The following is a 563-nucleotide window of genomic DNA, read 5'->3' as shown; positions in this document are numbered from 1 at the left end:
TCCGGTTGAATTTTGTCAGACCGCCGGAGCCGGTTTCAACCGGCAGTCCGGTTTTTTTCAAGGTACGGAACAAGTCCCATCGGGTCGCATTGACGGCGCCCGCATCCTTGAGCGGCACTTTGGACTGTTTTTGAATTCGTTTCAACAGTTCTGGTTTTCTTGAAAGGAACTGTTCGAGCGGTTTGTTCCCCTTCTTCCTGTTGCACGCTGTACAGGCCAGTGTCAGATTGCTGACTCTATTGGAACCGCCTTTCGATTTCGGCACGATATGTTCAATCTCCAACGGGATATCTGTTTTTCCGCAGTAGGCACACGTTCTGTCCCACTTTTCCAGAAGGTATTCCCGTACCTCATACCCCATGAGTTCCCCCTGCTGATACGCGACACCGGATATTTCGGGATTCTGTATTTTCTGCATGTCAAACCGAACCAACTCCAAATACACTCAATTTTAAAATCCTCTTGTTTCCAAGGTAATGTTTGCCGCGTCAATGTTATGACCGGGTTTGGCGCAAGCAGCACCGGTTTAACCCCTTAGACCTGTTTAACCACTTGCCGTAGAA

General features: G+C 48.8%; 1 protein-coding gene. It reads right to left on the bottom strand.

Annotated features, from left to right (window positions below; all coding sequences use genetic code 11):
* Positions 1 to 418 (bottom strand): RNA-guided endonuclease IscB (gene iscB / locus HXW94_RS18900; protein WP_218576826.1); only part of this gene is annotated, 418 nt, incomplete at its 3' end.
* Between the last annotated feature and the right edge of the window lie 145 nt (positions 419 to 563).

Source organism: Desulfobacter latus, from assembly GCF_013389365.1.
Classification (GTDB): domain Bacteria; phylum Desulfobacterota; class Desulfobacteria; order Desulfobacterales; family Desulfobacteraceae; genus Desulfobacter; species Desulfobacter latus.
This window is presented reverse-complemented; position numbering and strand designations above follow the sequence as displayed.